General features: G+C 67.2%; 20 protein-coding genes. 6 read left to right on the forward strand and 14 right to left on the reverse strand.

Translation table 11 applies throughout. The features are described 5' to 3' along the window. The first annotated feature begins 74 nt into the window (after positions 1-74). On the forward strand, positions 75-551 hold the full coding sequence (locus tag GB880_RS00705) for a hypothetical protein (protein ID WP_263467216.1): 477 nt from the start codon (positions 75-77) through the stop codon (positions 549-551). Positions 552-576: 25 nt separating this feature from the next. On the opposite strand, the gene GB880_RS00710 is transcribed toward GB880_RS00705, so the two are convergent. From GB880_RS00710 to GB880_RS00730, 5 genes are all read right to left on the reverse strand, one after another. After that, positions 577-1,338: an ABC transporter permease gene (locus GB880_RS00710; RefSeq protein ID WP_154493721.1), complete on the reverse strand. Its 762-nt coding sequence runs from the start codon at positions 1,336-1,338 to the stop codon at positions 577-579. Further along, positions 1,335-2,264: an ABC transporter ATP-binding protein gene (locus GB880_RS00715; RefSeq protein WP_154493722.1), complete on the reverse strand. Its 930-nt coding sequence runs from the start codon at positions 2,262-2,264 to the stop codon at positions 1,335-1,337. The genes GB880_RS00710 and GB880_RS00715 overlap by 4 nt, the downstream gene beginning before the upstream one ends. A 65-nt stretch (positions 2,265-2,329) precedes the next feature. Beyond that, complete coding sequence (locus tag GB880_RS00720; RefSeq protein ID WP_154550638.1) at positions 2,330-3,088, reverse strand: lysophospholipid acyltransferase family protein; 759 nt, start codon at positions 3,086-3,088, stop codon at positions 2,330-2,332. Then, on the reverse strand, positions 3,088-4,017 hold the full coding sequence (locus tag GB880_RS00725; protein ID WP_263467217.1) for a cell division protein FtsX: 930 nt from the start codon (positions 4,015-4,017) through the stop codon (positions 3,088-3,090). Before GB880_RS00725 ends, GB880_RS00720 begins: the two co-directional genes overlap by 1 nt. Next, complete coding sequence (locus GB880_RS00730; protein ID WP_154493723.1) at positions 4,014-4,688, reverse strand: cell division ATP-binding protein FtsE; 675 nt, start codon at positions 4,686-4,688, stop codon at positions 4,014-4,016. Before GB880_RS00730 ends, GB880_RS00725 begins: the two co-directional genes overlap by 4 nt. 124 nt (positions 4,689-4,812) lie before the next feature. Here GB880_RS00730 and GB880_RS00735 point away from each other — a divergent pair, with 124 nt between their 5' ends. After that, on the forward strand, positions 4,813-5,850 hold the full coding sequence (locus GB880_RS00735) for a zinc-ribbon domain-containing protein (RefSeq protein WP_263467218.1): 1,038 nt from the start codon (positions 4,813-4,815) through the stop codon (positions 5,848-5,850). Here GB880_RS00735 and GB880_RS00740 read toward each other — a convergent pair. From GB880_RS00740 to argH, 5 genes are all read right to left on the reverse strand, one after another. Then, positions 5,833-8,388: a DUF4175 domain-containing protein gene (locus GB880_RS00740; protein WP_263467219.1), complete on the reverse strand. Its 2,556-nt coding sequence runs from the start codon at positions 8,386-8,388 to the stop codon at positions 5,833-5,835. The genes GB880_RS00735 and GB880_RS00740 overlap by 18 nt on opposite strands. 109 nt (positions 8,389-8,497) lie before the next feature. Further along, positions 8,498-9,763, reverse strand: a complete 1,266-nt coding sequence (lysA, locus tag GB880_RS00745) for a diaminopimelate decarboxylase (protein WP_154494075.1) — start codon at positions 9,761-9,763, stop codon at positions 8,498-8,500. Next, complete coding sequence (locus GB880_RS00750; RefSeq protein ID WP_263467221.1) at positions 9,763-10,032, reverse strand: DUF2834 domain-containing protein; 270 nt, start codon at positions 10,030-10,032, stop codon at positions 9,763-9,765. Before GB880_RS00750 ends, lysA begins: the two co-directional genes overlap by 1 nt. After that, the gene (locus GB880_RS00755) at positions 10,013-10,171 is read right to left on the reverse strand and encodes a hypothetical protein (RefSeq protein WP_195840832.1); all 159 of its coding nucleotides are present in this window, start codon (positions 10,169-10,171) and stop codon (positions 10,013-10,015) included. The genes GB880_RS00750 and GB880_RS00755 overlap by 20 nt, the downstream gene beginning before the upstream one ends. Beyond that, complete coding sequence (gene argH / locus GB880_RS00760) at positions 10,168-11,565, reverse strand: argininosuccinate lyase (RefSeq protein WP_154494073.1); 1,398 nt, start codon at positions 11,563-11,565, stop codon at positions 10,168-10,170. Before argH ends, GB880_RS00755 begins: the two co-directional genes overlap by 4 nt. Positions 11,566-11,587: 22 nt before the next feature. Here argH and GB880_RS00765 point away from each other — a divergent pair, with 22 nt between their 5' ends. Beyond that, a complete protein-coding gene (locus tag GB880_RS00765) occupies positions 11,588-12,130 on the forward strand; it encodes a TlpA disulfide reductase family protein (RefSeq protein WP_154494072.1) in 543 nt (180 codons plus the stop codon). On the opposite strand, the gene GB880_RS00770 is transcribed toward GB880_RS00765, so the two are convergent. After that, positions 12,117-12,692 (reverse strand): DNA-3-methyladenine glycosylase I, encoded by a 576-nt coding sequence (locus GB880_RS00770; RefSeq protein WP_154494071.1) that lies wholly within the window; start codon positions 12,690-12,692, stop codon positions 12,117-12,119. The two genes, GB880_RS00765 and GB880_RS00770, sit on opposite strands and share 14 nt — an antisense overlap. A gap of 91 nt (positions 12,693-12,783) precedes the next feature. Between GB880_RS00770 and GB880_RS00775 the strand changes: the two genes are divergently transcribed. From GB880_RS00775 to GB880_RS00785, 3 genes are all read left to right on the forward strand, one after another. Continuing rightward, complete coding sequence (locus tag GB880_RS00775; RefSeq protein WP_263467222.1) at positions 12,784-13,611, forward strand: EAL domain-containing protein; 828 nt, start codon at positions 12,784-12,786, stop codon at positions 13,609-13,611. A 289-nt stretch (positions 13,612-13,900) separates the two neighbouring features. Beyond that, positions 13,901-15,073 (forward strand): acetyl-CoA C-acetyltransferase, encoded by a 1,173-nt coding sequence (locus GB880_RS00780; RefSeq protein ID WP_154494069.1) that lies wholly within the window; start codon positions 13,901-13,903, stop codon positions 15,071-15,073. Between the two features lie 83 nt (positions 15,074-15,156). Continuing rightward, on the forward strand, positions 15,157-15,882 hold the full coding sequence (locus tag GB880_RS00785; protein ID WP_154494068.1) for a beta-ketoacyl-ACP reductase: 726 nt from the start codon (positions 15,157-15,159) through the stop codon (positions 15,880-15,882). 94 nt (positions 15,883-15,976) lie between these two features. Here the strand turns inward: GB880_RS00785 and GB880_RS00790 are convergent, their stop codons facing one another. From GB880_RS00790 to GB880_RS00800, 3 genes are read right to left on the reverse strand one after another with little or no spacing between them, the layout of a single operon-like run. Next, positions 15,977-16,141 carry a YdcH family protein gene (locus GB880_RS00790; RefSeq protein ID WP_154494067.1) on the reverse strand — a complete coding sequence of 55 codons (165 nt, stop codon included), beginning with the start codon at positions 16,139-16,141 and terminating at the stop codon, positions 15,977-15,979. Positions 16,142-16,191: 50 nt separating this feature from the next. Then, positions 16,192-16,959, reverse strand: coding sequence for a methyltransferase (locus GB880_RS00795; protein ID WP_154494066.1), 768 nt, complete (start codon positions 16,957-16,959; stop codon positions 16,192-16,194). Next, on the reverse strand, positions 16,952-17,164 hold the full coding sequence (locus GB880_RS00800; RefSeq protein ID WP_154494065.1) for a putative signal transducing protein: 213 nt from the start codon (positions 17,162-17,164) through the stop codon (positions 16,952-16,954). Before GB880_RS00800 ends, GB880_RS00795 begins: the two co-directional genes overlap by 8 nt. Positions 17,165-17,181 lie beyond the last annotated feature (17 nt).

The following is a 17,181-nucleotide window of genomic DNA, read 5'->3' on the forward strand; positions in this document are numbered from 1 at the left end:
CGCCCTCGCTTCGTTTCCGCACCATCAGGCGTTAACAGCCCGTCACCAGCCAGATCCACCGACAAGGATACGCCATGAAGAGCCACCGTTTTCTGACCGCCGCCACCGTCGCCCTGGCGCTGCTGGCCAGCGGCCCAGCCTTCGCCGACAAGGCACATGGCAAGGGGCATGGCGGCAAGCATGCGCATCAGGATCACCCCCATCATCGCCACGCTCGGAAACATGACCACGACAAGCATGGCCACCGCCATGGCAAGCACGCCCGGCAGGTCGAATACCGCTATCTCGACTGCCCGCCGGGGCTGGCCAAGAAGGATCCGGCCTGCGTCCCCCCCGGTCAGGCCCGCAAGATCGTTCGCGATTACGGGCTGGGCGTCGGGCAGATCCTGCCGCGCGATCGTTACATCCGCATCAGCGACCCCTATCGCTACGATCTCGAGCCGCGGCCCGGCTGGGACTATTATCGCGGCGACGATGCCATCTATCGGGTGGACAGCAGCACCCGCAAGATACTGGCGGTGCTGAACCTGATCAGCGCCTTTTCCAACTAGCGCGCCCGGGCGGGCGGCGGCGCGGTCATTCGCGCAGCCGCCAGCCGGTCAGGAAGATCCAGCGGATTGCCAACAGACAGACTGCGATCACCGCCACCACGGCTGCCAGCGACAAGCCCACCGGCACGTCGGCCAGGCCGAAAAAGCTCCATCGAAAGCCGGAAATCAGGTAAAGCACCGGGTTCAGCTTGGCCACGCCCTGCCAGAACGGTGGCAGCATCGAGGCCGAATAGAAGGCCCCGCCCAGAAACACCAGCGGCGTGATGACCATCATCGGGACGATCTGCAACTGCTCGAACGACTTCGCCCACAGCCCGATGATGAAGCCCAAGAGCGAAAACGCCACCGCCGTCAGCAGCAGAAAGGCCAGCATCCACAGCGGATGCGCGATATGCACGCCGTTGAAGGCAAAGCTGGTGACCAGGATCACCAGGGCGATCAGCACCGCCTTGGCGGCCGCCGCGCCGACATAGCCCAGCGTCACCTCGATCCAGCCGGCCGGCGCCACCAGGATTTCATAGATCGTCCCCGAGAACTTGGGGAAATAGATGCCGAAGCTGGCATTGCTGACCGATTGTTGCAGCACCGTCAGCATCATCAGCCCCGGCACGATGAAGGCGCCATAGCTGATGCCTTCGATGGCCTGGATGCGACCGCCGATCGCCGCGCCGAACACCACGAAATACAGCACCGTCGACAGCACCGGCGAGGCCAGCGATTGCCAGACCGTGCGAAAGAACCGCGCCATTTCGTGGCCGAAGATCGCGCGCACCGATTGCCAGTTCATGCCGGTTGCTCCTCGACCAGGGACATGAAGATTTCCTCGAGGCTGCTTTCCTTGGTGGCGATGTCCCGCACCGCGATGCCATGGGCGGCGATATCGGCCAGGAGCCGCGCGATGCCGCTGCGCGCGCCGCGCGTGTCGTAGCTATAGTTCAGCGACAGCCCGTCGCTCGCCAGTTCCAGCCCGCGCCCGCGCAGATCCTCGGGCAGCGTGGCCAGGGGCTGGGACAGGGTCACGGTCAGGTGCTTCTTGCCGAATTCGCCCATCAGCTCGTCCTTGGGCCGCACCAGCAGCAACTGGCCCTTGCTGATGACGCCGACGCGGTCGGCCATGTCCTCGGCCTCTTCGAGGTAATGGGTGGTCAGGATGATGGTGACGCCCTGGGCGCGCAGATCGCGCACCACGGCCCACATCTCGCGGCGCAGGGTGACATCGACGCCGGCGGTGGGTTCGTCCAGAAACAGCACCTTGGGCCGATGCGACAGCGCCTTGGCGATCAGCACCCGCCGCTTCATGCCGCCCGACAATTCGCGCGTGCGGGCGAAACGCTTGTCCCACAGCGCCAGGCTGCGCAGCAGCTGTTCCAGATAGGCCTCGTCGGGGCCCAGCCCGTAAAGCCCGCGGGTAAAGCGCACGCAGTCGATCACCTGCTCGAACGGTTCGAGCGCGATTTCCTGCGGCACCAGCCCGATCAGCTTGCGCGCCGCGCGCCAGTCGCGGCGGATGTCGTGCCCGCCGACGCACACCGTGCCGCTGCTGGGCACCACCAACCCGCAGATGATCGAGATCAGCGTGGTCTTGCCGGCGCCGTTCGGGCCCAGCAGGGCCAGAATCTCGCCTTCGTGGATCTGCAGGGACACCTGGTCCAGGGCGGCGGTGCCGCTGTCATAGATTTTCGACAGGCGCTCGATGTCGATGATGGGGGTCATGCCGTCCTCCGTGACGCAGGCGCAGATTGACCCGCAGCGCGTCGCGGTTGCAACCCCCGAAACGGCTAGCCGCGCCAGCCGGCTTCGGCCAGCAGGCGGTCGCTGGCGGGTTCGATGATCTGCTCCAGCGTCTCGATCACGGTGGTCGCACGTCCGTCGGCGGGCATCGGGGGCAGGAATTCGACCACTGCCGTGCCGCGGCGGATCGGGATGCCACGCTTGGGCCAGAACAGGCCGCAGTTCACCGCCACCGGAACGATCGGCAGGCCGGTCGCGCGCTGGATCGCCGCCACCCCGTGCTTGTAGGGCCGGCGCTCGCCCGGCCGGGTGCGGGTGCCCTCGGGATAGACGATCAGCTGCCCCAGCCCTTCGGGGCTGGCCATCGCGGCCTCGACCTCGTGGATGATCTGTTTCATCGCGTCCTTGCCGCGGGCGCGGTCGATGGGGATGCAGCCGACCTTGCGCGCGAACCAGCCCATGACCGGAACGCGCAGCACCTCGCGCTTCATCACGAAGGCGCGGCGCGGGCAGGCATGGGCCAGCGCCAGAATGTCCAGAAAGCTTTGATGCTTGGCCGCGATCAGGCAGTCCCCCTGCGGCAGCGGTCCGCGATATTCGACCCGCACCCCCAGGATGACCCGCGCCGCCCCCAGCATCTGGCGCAGCCAGATGTCGGCGACCCGGTTGGCGGCATCGCGCCCGCGCAGCGCCTGCGGCAGCCCCCATGACCCGATGGCCAGTGTCGCCAGCGCCACATAGACGTAATAGGCCGCGGCCCGCAGCCAATCCAGCGCCGATGCCGGCCGCGGCTGATACTGGCTCATCATCGCACCTCGCGCAGCATCCTCAGCGCCGCCCAGCGGGTGGCGGCAAAGCCGATCGCCGCCGCGGCCAAGGGCACCAGCAGCGGCCAGAGCCAGCCCCAGCCCTGAAAGCCCAGGCCGGTCAGGAATCCCCCCGCAGGATCGGCCGCGGGCAAAGCCCAGATCGCCAGCATCCCCAGCGCCGTGCCCACCGCCGCCCCCAGCCCGGCCCGGCGGGTAAAGCGGCGCACGAAGGCGGTGGCGATGGTGATGTCGCGCGCGCCAATCAGCCGCAAGACCCGGATCACCTGACCGTTTGCGGCCAGCGATGCCTTTGCCGCCAGCGTGATCATCGCCGCCGCAGTGGCCGCGATCAGCAGCAGCGAGAACAGCCCGAGCACCCGCAGCCTGCCTGCGGCCGAAACCAGCGGCTGGCGCCAGCGGGTATGGTCATCCAGCACCGCGCCCGGAGCCTCGGCCTCGAGCCGCAGCCGCAGGGCCTGCGCGTCAAAGCCCTGATCGGCCAGGCTGACCTCGACCAGGCGTGGCACCGGCAGGGCCTCGACGGGGATATCGGGGCCGAACCACGGTTCGAGCAGCTTTTCCACCTCGTCCTCGGGCAACAGACGGGCATCTGCGACGCCGGGGGTGGTTTTCAGCACCTCCATCACGGTGACGGTGGTTTCGTCCAGATCCGCCTGCGGGGCCGAAATGCGCACCGTCACCGACTGTGCCAGTTCGGACGACCAGCGTTCCGCCAGCCGTCCCGTTGCCAGCGCCAGAGCCAGCGCGAAAACCGCCAGGAACGCCATGGCAGCGGCGGAAAACAGCGTCAGCTGCGCGGTAAAGCCGGTGGGCGGCACCACGCGGTCGGTGCCGGCGACATCGGGTTGGGTCAGTCCCCGCCACAAGGCCGCCAGATTCAGCGATTTCAGATCGGGTTTCTTCACAGATCGGCCCCCGCGAGTTGCAGCCGCCGCCCGGCGATGCGCAGCACGCGCGCCTGCACCTGTTGCTTTGCGGCGCGGATCAGGTTCAGGTCATGGGTGGCCACCACCACCGCCTTGCCCGAGCGGTTCAGTTCGATCAGCAGTTGCATCAGCCGCATCGACATCTCCCAGTCCAGGTTGCCCGTGGGTTCGTCGGCAAGGATCAGGTCGGGCGACATTACCACCGCGCGGGCCAGGGCCGCGCGCTGACGCTCGCCCCCCGACAGCGCCGGCGGCATGGCCCGGGCGTGGCCGGTCATCTGCACCCAGGCCAGCAGTTCGCCCAGGGCATCCATGTCGATCTGCTCGCCCGCCACCACCAGCGGCAGGGCGATGTTTTCCGCCACCGGCAGGTGATCCAGGAACTGCGTGTCCTGATGCACGACCCCGACCCGACGGCGAAGCGCGGCGATGCCATCGCGCGACAGCGCGGCCACGTCCTGGCCGAATGCCGCCATCCGGCCAGCGGTCGGCAGCAGATCGGCATAGCATAGCCGCAGAAAGGTGGTCTTGCCCGAACCCGAAGGCCCGGTCAGGAAATGGAACGACCCCGGTTGCAGGCTCAGCGACATGTCGGCCAGCAGCGGCGCATCGCCTTTGTAGCCGAAAGACAGGTTCTGCATCTCGATCAAGGGTCGGCTCCTCCGGTGCGGCTGCTTGGCGCGCGGTTCGCGGCTTGATAGAACAGTCCTGCGCCAAATGCGAGACACCCGCATCACGGAAATCCAGTCCTAGACGCCAAGAAAGACATTGCCCATGCGCCTGACCTGCCCCCGCTGCGCGGCCCAATACGAAATCGCCGCCGCCGCCATTCCCGCGACGGGGCGCGAGGTGGAATGTTCTGCCTGCGGCCATGTGTGGCACCAGCCGGGCCAGATCAAGACCGGCGCTGCACCTGCTGCAAGCCGCGCCTTGGCGGCGCAGCCGCGAACCCCGCTGGCCCAGCCCCCCGCGGCACCCGAGGCGCCCCCCCCTGCGCCGCAAGCCCCGGCGGCATTGAGCCGACCGATGGACGATTCGGTGCTGTCGATCCTGATCGAGGAAACCGCGCGCGAAATGCAGGCCCGCGAGGCCGAGGCAGCCGCGCGCGCACAAGCGCGGGACTGGCCAGCGGCAACGGTCACGGGCGAGGACGATGTGCCGCAGCCATCCCCAGTCGCGCCCCAGACCCGGACGGTCGTCACCACGCCGCCGCCGGCCGGTCGATCCGCGCCGAAAGCCGAGCCCGGATCACGGGATCATCAACCGCCGGTCAGCGCACGGCTTCCGGATGCCGCCGAACTTGCCGCCACGCTGACGCGCCTTCCCGACCCGCCTGCCCCCGCGCTGGCGCGCAGCGCCGATGCCCCGGCCCCAGCAGAGCCTGTGCAGAACGGTCCCGGCGCCGGGCTGGAGCCACTGGCGGCGGCCGGACCCGGCAGCATGCCTGCGGAAAATGCGGCGCCCCCACAGCCGCCGCGCGCCAACCGGCGCGGCGATCCCCGCACATTGATGGCCGAGTCGCTGGTGGCCGAGGCCGCAGATCTGCATATCCGCCCAGCGCAGCGCCAAACCCGGCCACCGATGCCGGCCGTGCCCGCATCGCGGCCACGCCGGGCCTATGCCATGGGTCTGGCGCTGGGTCTGGCGGTGACGCTGGCGCTGGGGCTGGCACATCTGTTGCTGCCGCCGACACAGCCCGCTGCGGGACCGCTGGCGCAGCTGCGCCAGCAGATCGACCAGGGCCGCCTGTGGTTGCACCAGCGCCTTGGCGGCGATGCCGCGCAAGGCGCGGGCTCAGAAACCGTCGAGTAGCCGGTCCAGATAGTCGCGCTCGTCCGCCGGACGCTGCGGCTCGCCGGCACGGCGGCGGATTTCATCCTGCAACTCGCGTGCCTTGCGGGCGGGGTCGGCACCCTCGGCCAGCGGGTCACCGCCGGTGATGGCATTGCCCTCGCCGGCCAGCGATCGGCCCAGCGGATCGGTTTGCGAACCGCGATCCTGTGGCCGCGCCAGACCCCTCTGGCCGCGCGGGTCCGGAACGCTGCCCTGCGCGCCGTCCTGGCCGGTGCCGGGTTGCGGCGAGTTCTGTGCCTGGTTCTGACCTTCAAGCTCGCCCAGGGCGCGCATGCCCTCGCGCAGGGATTCGATGGCCTGGGCTTGCCGTTCCATGGCCGCGCCGGGGTCGCCGTCGCGCAGGGCGCGCTCGGCCTCGTCCATGGCGCGACCGGCCTGGTCAAGCTGGCGGCGCGCCTGCTCGCCCTGGGGGGTGCCGCGTCCCGGCAACAGGCCGCGCTGGCGTCCCAGATCCTCGCGCAGGGCGCGCTGGCGGTCAGCCAAGCTTTCGCCGGAACCGCCCTGCCCCTGGGGCCCGGCCTGCTGATCCTGACCCTGAGCCTGTCCCGGGTCGCCCGGGCTCGCGTCCTCGGGCGGCTGGGGTTGCCATTGCCCGTATTGGTCCTGCAACTGGCGCATCGCCTCGTCGGCCAGCTGCTGCTGGTCGCGCAGGGTCTGTGCCAGCCGCCCCATCGGCCGCTGGCTGCCGCCCTGGCCGTCCGGGCTGCGGGTGACTTGCAGGTTCTGCATCATGCGGTTGAACTGCTCCAGCAGTTCCTGGGCCTCGGCCATGCGGCCTTCGTTCATCAGGCGCTGGATCTCGTCCATCATCTGCTGGATCTGGTCGCCGGTGATCTGCTGACCCTGGCGTGGGGAACGGTCGAACCGCCCGGAAGGATCCTGTTCCTGTTGCCGGGCCAGCATGTCGACATAGGCGTCGGTCGCCTGTTTCAGTTCCTGCATCAGGCGCTGGATTTCGTCGGGGCTGGCGCCATTGCGGATCGCCTCTGACAGGCGCTGCTGGGCCTGCTGCATCCGCGCCAGCGCATCGGCCAGCCCGCCATCCTCAAGCGCGACGGCCGCATCCCACAGCACCTGCGCCAGCGCATTGCGGGTCTGATCCTGCAAGGGGCCGGATTCCAGTGTCGCCACCGCCCCGCGCAGGCCCGCGGCCAGATCGGGGTCCATCAGCCCTTCGGGCTGCCAGCTGATCGCGCGCAGCATCTGGGCGGTCACCGCCGCGTTGTCCCGCGACCACAGCAGATCGCGGCGCAGCTCGATCAGCGCCGCCGCCAGCGGATCGAAAAAGCGCCGCCCCGGCAGGACCATGCGCAGCGGCTCGGCCCGGCCGTGCTGGCCGATGCCATCCTGCACGCTCAGCGACAGCGTCACCGGCAGATTCGCCCAGGGGTGGCGCGCCAGATCGGCGACAAGGCGCCCGCGCATTGCGTCGCGACTGCCCATGGCAGGCAAGGGCAGTTCCAGTGTGACCGGATCGCGTGGCTCGGGCGCGACGGCCAGACCGAAACGGCGATCGATTGACCCAAGGTCCAGCGCGATCACCGCCTGACCCGCCACGATGCCGTTGTCGTCGCTGGCGGTGAAATCCTGCACCAGCTTGCCGTCGACACGCCGTTGCGGCACGGCGCCAGCCTGCACCTGGGGTGGGGCATCGGGCAGCACGATCACCTCGAACCGTCGCCCTGCCACCGTGACCGCGCCGCTTTGCTCGGCGACAAAGGCCGGGGCCTCGGGCGGGCTGTCGGGCAGCGCCGGGCCGATCTGCTGATCCAGCGTCGCATCGCTGCCGTAAAGGCGAAAGCTCAGCCGGGTGCCCTTGGGCAGTTCCAGCGCCTGATCGGCAGGCAAGGCGTTCAGATAGATCGTCGGCCGACGGGTATAGGCCGGGGGTTCGGCCCAGCCTTCCCAACCGGGGGCATCGGGTGCCAGCAAGGCACCTGGCGCCACCGGGCGCAGACTGCCGCCCAGCGCCGCCAGCCCCTGGCCGAAACGTCCCGCCGGCGCAAAGATCAGCGCCATCGCCAGCGCGGTCAGCCCCGCCAGACGCAGCGCCGTCGGATCGCGCCAGCGCAACCCGGCATCCGGCGCCACCGGCCGCGCCGCCTGCGCGAGGCGCCACATGCGCGCCTGATGCGCCTGCCACAGCCGCGCCGCGCCCGCATCCTCGGCGCCGATGGCGATGCTGTCGGCCAGCGCCGACAGCGGCCGCTCGGGCAGGCTGGCATCGACGCGGGCGCGCGCCGCCGGCGTGGTGGGCCTGCGCAGCCGTCGCAGACCGCGCCAGACCAGCGCCAGCACCGCCAGCGCCAGGACCGCCGTCATCGCCCGCAGCGCCCCCGTCGGAACCATGTCCGCCGCGCCGAAGGCCAGCGCCGCCCCCGCCAGCGCCAGCAGGGCCGAGGGCAGCCAGAAATTGCGGGCCAGTTCCTCCCACCACATGCCGGCGCGAGTCAGCGCGATGGCCAGACGGATGCGCGGGCTGTCCTGGGCTTTCATCGATGCCACCCGGTCGCACGGCGAGCACTGCCCGGGACAGCCGCAGCCTGACCGGGCGCCGGGCCAATCATGGCCCGCAGCGATGGTTCCGTGCCGATGGCGCCCGCGATCACAGCCATTCCGGGATGGTATCGCGTCCCAGCATTTCCTCAAGCGTCGGTCGCGCGCGAATGACGGCGAATTGATCGCCGCTGACCAGGACCTCGGGGACCAGCGGCCGCGAGTTGTATTCCGAGGCCATGACCGCCCCATAGGCCCCGGCCGAGCGCAAGGCTACCAGCTCACCCGGCGCCAGGCGCGGCAGTTCGACCGCCTTTTCAAAGGTGTCTCCGGTTTCGCAGACCGGCCCCACCACGTCAAAGGCCGCCACATCCGCGCCCGCCGCCGGTTCGGTCACCGGCACGATGTCGTGATGGGCGGCATACATCGCCGGCCGGATCAGGTCGTTCATCGCCGCGTCCAGGATCAGGAAATCGCGCCCCTCGCCCTGTTTCAGATAGATGACGGAACTGAGCAGGATGCCGGCATTGCCGGAAATGTTGCGCCCCGGCTCGATCTCGATCTCGCAGCCCAGATCGCCCACGGTGTCGCGGATGACCTGACCGTATTCGATCGGCAGCGGCGGCGCGTTGTTGTCGCGGCGATAGGGGATGCCCAGGCCGCCGCCCATGTCCAGCCGGCGGATGTCGTGTCCGTCGGCGCGCAGCGCCCGCGTCAGGTCGGCCATCTTGGCATAGGCCTGGCGATAGGGCTCAAGGTCGGTCAGCTGGCTGCCGATGTGCATGTCGATGCCCACCACCTCGATCCCCGGCAGGGCGCGGGCGCGGTCATAGACCTCGCGGGCGCGGGCGATGGGGATGCCGAACTTGTTTTCCGACTTGCCGGTGGCGATCTTCTCATGGGTGCGGGCATCGACATCGGGGTTGACCCGCACGGCGATCGGCGCACGCAGCCCCATGCCATGGGCCACCCGCGACAACAGCTCCAGCTCGGGTTCGGATTCGACGTTGAACTGGCGGATGCCGCCTTCCAGCGCCATGCGCATCTCGGTCTCGGTCTTGCCGACGCCGGAAAAGACGATGCGCTGCGGCGGCACGCCGGCGGCACGCGCGCGCGCATATTCCCCGGCCGAGACGATATCCATGCCCGCGCCCAGATCGCCCAGCAGTTTCAGCACCGCGATATTGCTGTTCGACTTGACCGCAAAGCAGACCAGATGCTCGGTCCAGGCCAGCGCCTGCTGAAACAGCCGGAAATGCCGCGTCAGCGTGGCGGCGGAATAGACATAGACCGGGGTGCCCACCTGTGCCGCGATCTGCGCCAGGGGCACCTCTTCGGCATGCAGATGGCCGTTGCGGTAGTTGAAATGATCCATCAGGTGATCCTGCGAGAGCGGATGAAAAGATAAAGCGGCAGCGCGCAGCCCAGTCCAAGATACAGCGCCGGCAGCGTCAGCAGCGCCAGCCAGTTGCGCCGCACCATGGTTTCGGCCACGCACCAGATTGCCAGCGCCGCCTGCCCCACCACATCGCCGGGATGCATCCCGGCCCCGCCGGGCGCGGTCAGCGCGACGACAGCGCCCAGGCAGGCCAGCCCCAGCCAGACCAGCCGCAACGGCGTCAGGCTAGAGCGCGGTCGTGACACCGATCCGCGCCTCGCCGCTGACATGCAGGCCGGGGGTGGCCGGGGCCGGATCGGGCCGCGTGGGCGCGCCATCGACGCCGCAGGCGGCCAGCAGCGTCAGCATCAGCGCCAGCGCCGCCAGCATCAGCGATTGGGTCATGCCAGGGCCTCCTTCCACCGGGCAATCTGGGCACGCACCTGCGCGGGCGCCGTGCCGCCATAGGACATGCGCGAGGCGACGGAATTATGCACCCCCAGCACCGAATAGACATCCTCGGTGATGGCGGGATGCACCGACCGCATCTGTTCAAGCGTCAGTTCGGGCAGATCCACCCCCGCCTTTTCGGCCATGGCGACCAGGCTGCCGGTAACGTGATGGGCGTCGCGGAACGGCAGCCCCGCCTCGCGCACCAGCCAGTCGGCCAGATCGGTCGCGGTCGAGAAGCCGGCGCCGGCCGCGGCCTCGAGCCGGTCCTTGTTCGCGGTCAGGTCCGACAGCATCCCGGTCATCGCCGCCAGCGACAGCATCAGGTTGTCGGCGGCGTCGAACACCTGTTCCTTGTCCTCTTGCATGTCCTTGGAATAGGCCAGCGGCAGGCCCTTCATCACCACGAACAGCGCCACCGCGGCGCCCAGGATGCGGCCGATCTTGGCCCGGATCAGTTCTGCCGCATCGGGGTTCTTTTTCTGCGGCATGATCGACGAGCCGGTGGAAAACCGGTCCGACATGGCGACAAAGCGGAACTGGGCCGAGGACCAGATCACCAGTTCCTCGGCCAGGCGCGACAGATGCACCGCGCAGATCGCCGCCGAGGACAGGAACTCCAGCGCGAAGTCGCGGTCGCTGACCGCATCGAGGCTGTTGGCCATCGGTCGGTCAAAGCCCAGCGCGCTGGCCGTCGCCTCGCGGTCGATGGGAAAGCCGGTCCCGGCCAGGGCCGCCGCCCCCAGCGGACATTCGTTCATGCGCCGGCGCGCGTCCTGAAAGCGCGACAGGTCGCGGCCGAACATCTCGACATAGGCCATCATGTGGTGGCCCCAGGTCACCGGCTGCGCGGTCTGCAGATGGGTAAAACCCGGCATCACCCAATCCGCGCCCTGTTCCGCCTGCGCCAGTGCCGCGCGCATCAGCGCCTGCAAGCCCTGGATCGCCGCATCGCATTGATCGCGCACCCACAACCGGAAATCGGTCGCTACCTGATCGTTGCGCGAACGCGCGGTATGCAGCCGTCCGGCCGGCTCGCCGATGATCTGCTTCAGCCGCGATTCCACGTTCATGTGGATGTCTTCCAGTTCGGTCGAGAACGGGAAATCCCCGCTCTCGATCTCTGACAAGACCGTGAGAAGCCCTTTCCCGATCGCCTCGGCATCGCTACTGCTGATGATGCCCTGGGCGGCCAGCATCGCCGCATGGGCGCGGCTGCCCCGGATGTCCTGGGCATAAAGCCGCTGGTCGAACCCGATCGAGGCGTTGATCGCCTGCATGATCGCGTCCGGACCGGCGGCAAAACGTCCGCCCCACATCTGGTTGGCGGTGGCTGGCTGCTGGGTCATGACTGGTCCTTCGGGGGTGAAAATGCGTTGGCTGGTTCTTTATACGGCGCTGATGATCGGTGCAAACCCGGCGTGGTCGGGCAGCATCGACTGGCAGGCGGCGCAGGACGGCGGTTTGAGCCGTCTGGTGCCGGGCGATCCGGCGCCGGTGCCCGAGATTGCCTTTACCGACCCCCAGGGTGGGCGTCACAGCCTGGCCGATTACCGGGGCAAGGTCGTCCTGCTGAATTTCTGGGCGACCTGGTGCGCCCCCTGCCGCGAGGAGATGCCGGCGCTGGACCGGCTGCAGGCCGAGATGCGCGGCGACGATTTCGAGGTGGTCGCGATTGCCTCGGGCCACAACCCGCCCCCGGCCATCGACAAGTTCCTGACCGAAGCCGGGGTCAGCCACTTGCCGGTGCTGCTGGATCCGCGCCAGGAACTGGCGCGCGCGATGGGTGTGATGGGCATGCCCGTCACCGTCCTGATCGACCGCGAAGGGCAAGAGATCGCCCGGCTTATGGGCGGGGCCGACTGGTCCTCTGACGCCGCCCTGACCCTGATCCGGCAGGCTATTGCCCCCTGAGGCGTCCATGGGCCGGACAGGATGTCAGATGGTCGTTGACCAACCCGCAGGCCTGCATGAAAGCATAGGTTATCACCGGCCCGCAGAAGTTGAAACCGCGTTGCTTCAGCGCCTTGGCCATTGCCTGCGATTGCGGGGTGCTGGCCGGCACCTGCGCCATGGCGGCGAAATCGTTCTGGATCGTCTGGCCGTCGACAAAGGACCAGATGAAATCCGCGAAACCTTCGTCCGCCTCGATCTGCAGATACAGCCGGGCGCTGCGCACGGTGGCCTCGATCTTGCCGCGGTGGCGGATGATGCCGGGATCGGCCAGCGTCGCGGCGACGCGCGCCTCGTCCCAGGCGGCCACGCGTTCCGGGTCGAAGCCGTCGAAGGCCGCGCGAAACGCGTCACGCTTGCGCAGGATGGTGATCCAGCTCAACCCGGCCTGAAACCCGTCCAGAACCAGCTTTTCCCATAGCGCGCGGGAATCACGTTCGGGCACCCCCCATTCGTGATCGTGATAGGCGACATACAGCGGATCGGTCCCGCACCACGGGCATCTTTGCGTCGTTTCGGGCAAGACCCTGTTAACCTCGAATCCAGAAAGCCCCTGAAGTTTACCCGATCTTAGGACATCATCGCCAGACTTCGGATGACGAAGGAGTCTTGGCATGACCGATCAGATCGATTCAAAGCTGGAAATGGGATCCCCGCTGGATTTCGTGGTTGACCAGCAGTCGCGCGTGACCATGGCAACCGTGCGCCGGGCCGTATCGCGGGGCGACGCGGTGCTGGCATATCAGCCGGTGGTGCAGGCCGACCGGCCCGAGAATGTGGCCTTTCACGAAGGTCTGATCCGCATCATCGACGAAACCGGGCGCATCATACCGCTGCGCGACTTCATGCCGCTTGCCGAAACCACGGAACTGGGGCGGCAGATCGACTGTCTGTCGCTGGCGCTGGGGCTGAAGGCGCTGGCCGAGGAACCCTCGCTAAGGCTTTCGGTGAACATGTCCGCGCGATCGATAGGTTATCCGGCATGGCTGCGCACCTTGCGCGAAGGCATCGCCGGCGACGACAGTCTTGGCGAACGGCTGATCCTGGAAATCACCGAAAGCTCGGCCATGGGCATGCCCGAACTGGTCGAACGATTCATGCATGAATTGCAGGGCCACGGAGTCAGCTTCGCGCTGGACGATTTCGGCGCCGGATACACATCCTTCCGCTATCTGCGGGATTTCTGCTTCGACATGATCAAGATCGACGGGCAGTTCATCCGCGAAATCGCCGGCCACCGCGACAATCAGGTGCTGACACGCGCGCTGCAGTCGATCGCCCATCATTTCGACATGTTCACGGTGGCAGAATCGGTGGAAACCGCCGACGACGCCGCTTTCCTGATCGATATGGGCATCGACTGCCTGCAAGGATACTACTTCGGCGCGCCGACCATCGTGCCTCCCTGGCGTTCACCGAATTCCGCAGCCAGACGCAGCTGACAGCCTCGCACAGATTTCACGGCAGACGTCATTCGCCGCAGACACGCGCAATCGATGGCGCATCCATCCGGCGCTGCTGCCGGAAGGGCGGCGGCATTGCATAACGCGCCCCGGACCCGGCGTCCGGAACAACGGCGCCGGGGTTTTCCATTGTTTTTCAAGCCCGAAATATCTCTTTCCGCGCATGACAGCTTTGTTCCGGCAAGGCGTCAAGTTGCCTTGACGCAACGAAACGAAACGGCAAACACTGCCCCAGAGCCGCTTTCCAGGCCAAGAGGAAGGACTAGCCATGACCAAAGCCGTAATCGTTTCAGCCGCGCGCACGCCGGTAGGAAGCTTCCTGGGTTCGTTTGCCAATCTGCCAGCGCATGAACTGGGCGCGGTCGTCCTGAAGGCGCTGGTCGAGCGCGCGGGGATCGAGGCCGCCGAGGTGTCCGAGACCATTCTTGGTCAGGTTCTGACCGCTGGCCAGGGCCAGAACCCCGCCCGCCAAGCGCATATCAAGGCGGGCTACCCCAAGGAATCGGCCGCCTGGCTGATCAACCAGGTCTGTGGCTCGGGCCTGCGGACGGTGGCGCTTGCAGCCCAGCAGGTGCTGCTTGGCGACGCCCGCATCGTTGCTGCGGGCGGGCAGGAATCGATGTCGCTTGCCCCCCATGCCGCCTATATCCGCGCCGGCCAGAAGATGGGCGACATGAAGATGCTGGACACCATGATCCGCGACGGGCTGTGGGACGCATTCCATGATTATCACATGGGCACGACGGCCGAGAATGTGGCAGCGAAATGGGGCATTTCCCGCAGCGAACAGGATGAATTTGCCGTCGCCTCGCAAAACAAGGCCGAGGCCGCGCAAAAGGCTGGCCGTTTTGCAGACGAGATCGTTCCCGTCACCATCAAGACGCGCAAGGGCGATACCGTCATCGACAGCGACGAATACATTCGCCACGGCGCGACGCTGGAGGCGATGGAGAAGCTGAAACCCGCCTTCTCGAAAGAAGGCAGCGTGACCGCGGGCAACGCCTCGGGGCTGAACGACGGCGCCGCTGGCGTTCTGGTGATGACCGAGGACGAGGCGAACCGCCGCGGCCTGACACCGCTGGCGCGGATCGCATCCTATGCGACAGCGGGGGTCGATCCGGCGATCATGGGCTCGGGCCCCATCCCGGCCAGCCGCCGGGCGCTGGAAAGGGCGGGCTGGAAGGTCGCCGATCTGGATCTGGTCGAGGCGAACGAGGCCTTTGCGGCGCAAGCGATCGCCGTCAACCGCGACATGGGTTGGGATCCCGCGATCGTCAACGTGAACGGAGGGGCCATCGCGATCGGGCACCCGATCGGGGCCTCGGGGGCGCGCATCCTGAACACGCTGATCCACGAAATGAAACGCCGTGATGCGAAAAAGGGCCTTGCAACCCTGTGCATTGGCGGCGGCATGGGCGTCGCTCTCTGCCTGGAACGCTGATCGACAAAGGGCGCGCAACTATCTTGCGCGCCCGGTTCGTATTCAGTAACACAATTGCAAGACCATTTTCGGAGGGGGAAGAAATGGCAAAAGTGGCCCTTGTGACCGGCGGGTCGCGCGGCATTGGTGCGGCGATTTCCAAGGCATTGAAGGATGCGGGTTACACCGTCGCGGCAAATTACGCCGGCAACGATGACGCCGCGCGTGCGTTCACCGAGGAAACCGGCATCAAGACCTACAAATGGTCGGTCGCCGATTATGATGCCTGTGCCGCCGGCATCAAGCAGATCGAGGACGAACTGGGGCCGATCGCGGTGCTGGTCAACAACGCGGGCATCACCCGCGATGCCATGTTCCACAAGATGACCCCCCAGCAATGGAAAGAGGTCATCGACACCAACCTGACGGGTCTGTTCAACATGACCCACCCTGTCTGGTCCGGCATGCGCGACCGCAAGTTCGGCCGCATCATCAACATCAGTTCGATCAACGGCCAGAAAGGTCAGGCGGGCCAGGCAAACTATTCGGCGGCAAAGGCAGGCGACCTGGGCTTTACCAAGGCCCTGGCTCAAGAGGGCGCACGCGCCGGCATCACCGTCAATGCCATCTGCCCGGGTTATATCGGCACCGAAATGGTCCGCGCCATCGACGAAAAGGTCCTGAACGAGCGTATCATCCCGCAGATTCCCGTAGGACGCCTGGGCGAACCCGAGGAAATTGCGCGCTGCGTGGTATTTCTGGCCTCGGACGATGCGGGATTCATTACCGGTTCGACCATCAGCGCGAACGGCGGTCAGTTCTTCGTCTAGGCACTGGCATGCCGCAACTGCAACGGCCCGCGAAATTCGCGGGCCGTTTTTCGTGGAACCGACCGTATCCGGCCCGATGCGGGCCGGTCCCCGGTCAATGAGAAAGACGCGTGATCTCTTCCTTGAGGCGAAGTTTTTCCTTTTTCATCTGTGCGATGACGAGGTCATCCACCCCGGGACTGCGATGCGCAGCCTCGATGGCGTTGGACAGCGACTGGTGTTTGCGGCGAAGCTCCTGAACATGGGATTCAACCGACATTCCGTCCTCCTCTTGGATTGATCGAACCCAAGGATTGCAGCACAGAATCGTCACATTGTCACCGAAAATCCATCACTCTCCAGGTTGAGCGCGGCACCATGCCGCAGCACCGCCTGCGCGGCGGCAGTCAAGTCCTCACCATCGCCGGAATGTGACAGTTTTTCGTGCATGATGAAGGGACTAAGCAACCGCATCGGTCCGCGCGCGCCTTTGCGCGCGCGCACCAGGACACGTCCGGCGGGTTGTCCGATGCGGCCGCTGACTGGCAGAATCGTGATCGCACCGGCCGCCGGCACCAGGGCCGGCAGGATCGTGTCCAGCCTGTCGGCGCGCTGGATCAGCGTCAGCCAGCCGCCGGGTCGTAGCCGTCTGAGCCCCGCAGCGATCCATTGCGCCAGCGGTGTCGTCTCGTGCCGGGCGATGCCGCGGCCGACGTCAGGGGCGGCGGTCCCGGATGGAAAATACGGCGGATTGGCGATGACATGGTCAAAGGTCTGTCTGCGCAGCGCCTCGGGCATCGCCGCCAGATCGCCCAGATGGATGCTCGCCTTCAGGTGATTGGCGGCTGCGTTCTCAATTGCAAGCTGTGCATAACCGGGCTGAAGCTCCAGTCCCGAAAGCTGAAGTCCATCGACACGCCATCCCAGACAAAGCAGCGCCACACCGGCGCCGCAGCCCAGTTCCAGAACCGACTGCCCCGATTTTGCAGGGCAGGCCGCGGCCAGCATGACGGCATCGGCCCCGGCGCGGTAACCGCGGCGCGGCTGGGCAATGGTCAGCCGCCCGCCCAGAAAGGCATCGCGTCGCAGGTCAGTCATGGGCGATGGCATGGTCGCGCAGGATGGCGCGGGCCATGAACAGGTCGCGGTCGGCCACCATCAATCGTCGCGGCAGAATCCCCAACGAGCCTTCCAGCACGCTCATGTGCTGGTCAAGGCAATAGGCGGTGATGCCCTCGGCAGCCAGGATGTCGGTGGCGCGGGCGATCAGAAGCGGGTCGGTGCTGTGCAGAAGCTGTTTCATTCCGGCAGAAGATGTAA

It is taken from the genome of Paracoccus sp. SMMA_5_TC (assembly GCF_009696685.2).
Lineage (GTDB): Bacteria > Pseudomonadota > Alphaproteobacteria > Rhodobacterales > Rhodobacteraceae > Paracoccus.